Origin of the sequence: Streptococcus sp. S784/96/1 (assembly GCF_902729355.1) — a bacterium.
In the GTDB taxonomy this organism is placed as follows: domain Bacteria; phylum Bacillota; class Bacilli; order Lactobacillales; family Streptococcaceae; genus Streptococcus; species Streptococcus caledonicus.
Window position 1 is genome coordinate 1 of the sequence record NZ_CACVCC010000080.1, and the last position, 650, is coordinate 650.

The following is a 650-nucleotide window of genomic DNA, read 5'->3' on the forward strand; positions in this document are numbered from 1 at the left end:
CTCAATTGATTTGTGTTATACTCTTTATACATAGTCATGGCTTTCTAGTTGTTTTGTGGTTATTATAATTATAAACCATGGCATAAAAAAACGAGCATCTCCAACTGCGGAAATGCCCGTTTTTTTTTGTGTTCTGAAACTAGTTTTTGCCCAGCGTCCACCTTTATCAAGTCGTTGAACAATTGAAAGAACGTTATTCCATCTCCTGTTTATGTGCCTATTTGGGTTTCCCTAGGTCATCATACTACCTCTGGTTAAGCAATGGAAAACCTGAACACAAGCGGTTTAACCCTGACCTAGCACAGGTCATTACAGCTGTTTTTAATGAGACTCAGAAAGGTTATCGTTTCATTTGTTATCAACTGAGAAGAAAATACGATATTTTCTGTCATCCTAAAACTGTCCTACGCTATATGCGTATTCTGGGTTTGAAGTCGCCAATTCGAAAGAAACGCTATCATTCTTGCACACAGCGTGAGATAAATGAAAAGGCAAGACACGTCCACTACAACGTGCTTGCACAAAACTTTAAAGCAGAACGTCCTCTCCAGAAACTAACAACGGATGTCAGTTATGTTTACCACAAACAGGGAAGGATGTTCCTTAGCGTCATAAAAGATTGTTATGACAACTCTATTCTAGCATATACT

General features: G+C 38.3%; 1 protein-coding gene. It reads left to right on the forward strand.

Going from position 1 to position 650, the window contains the following annotated elements; translation table 11 throughout:
* Window positions 1-182: 182 nt before the first annotated feature.
* The coding region (locus GZ996_RS11665; protein WP_162012127.1) for an IS3 family transposase at window positions 183-650 on the forward strand (468 nt) is incomplete at its 3' end.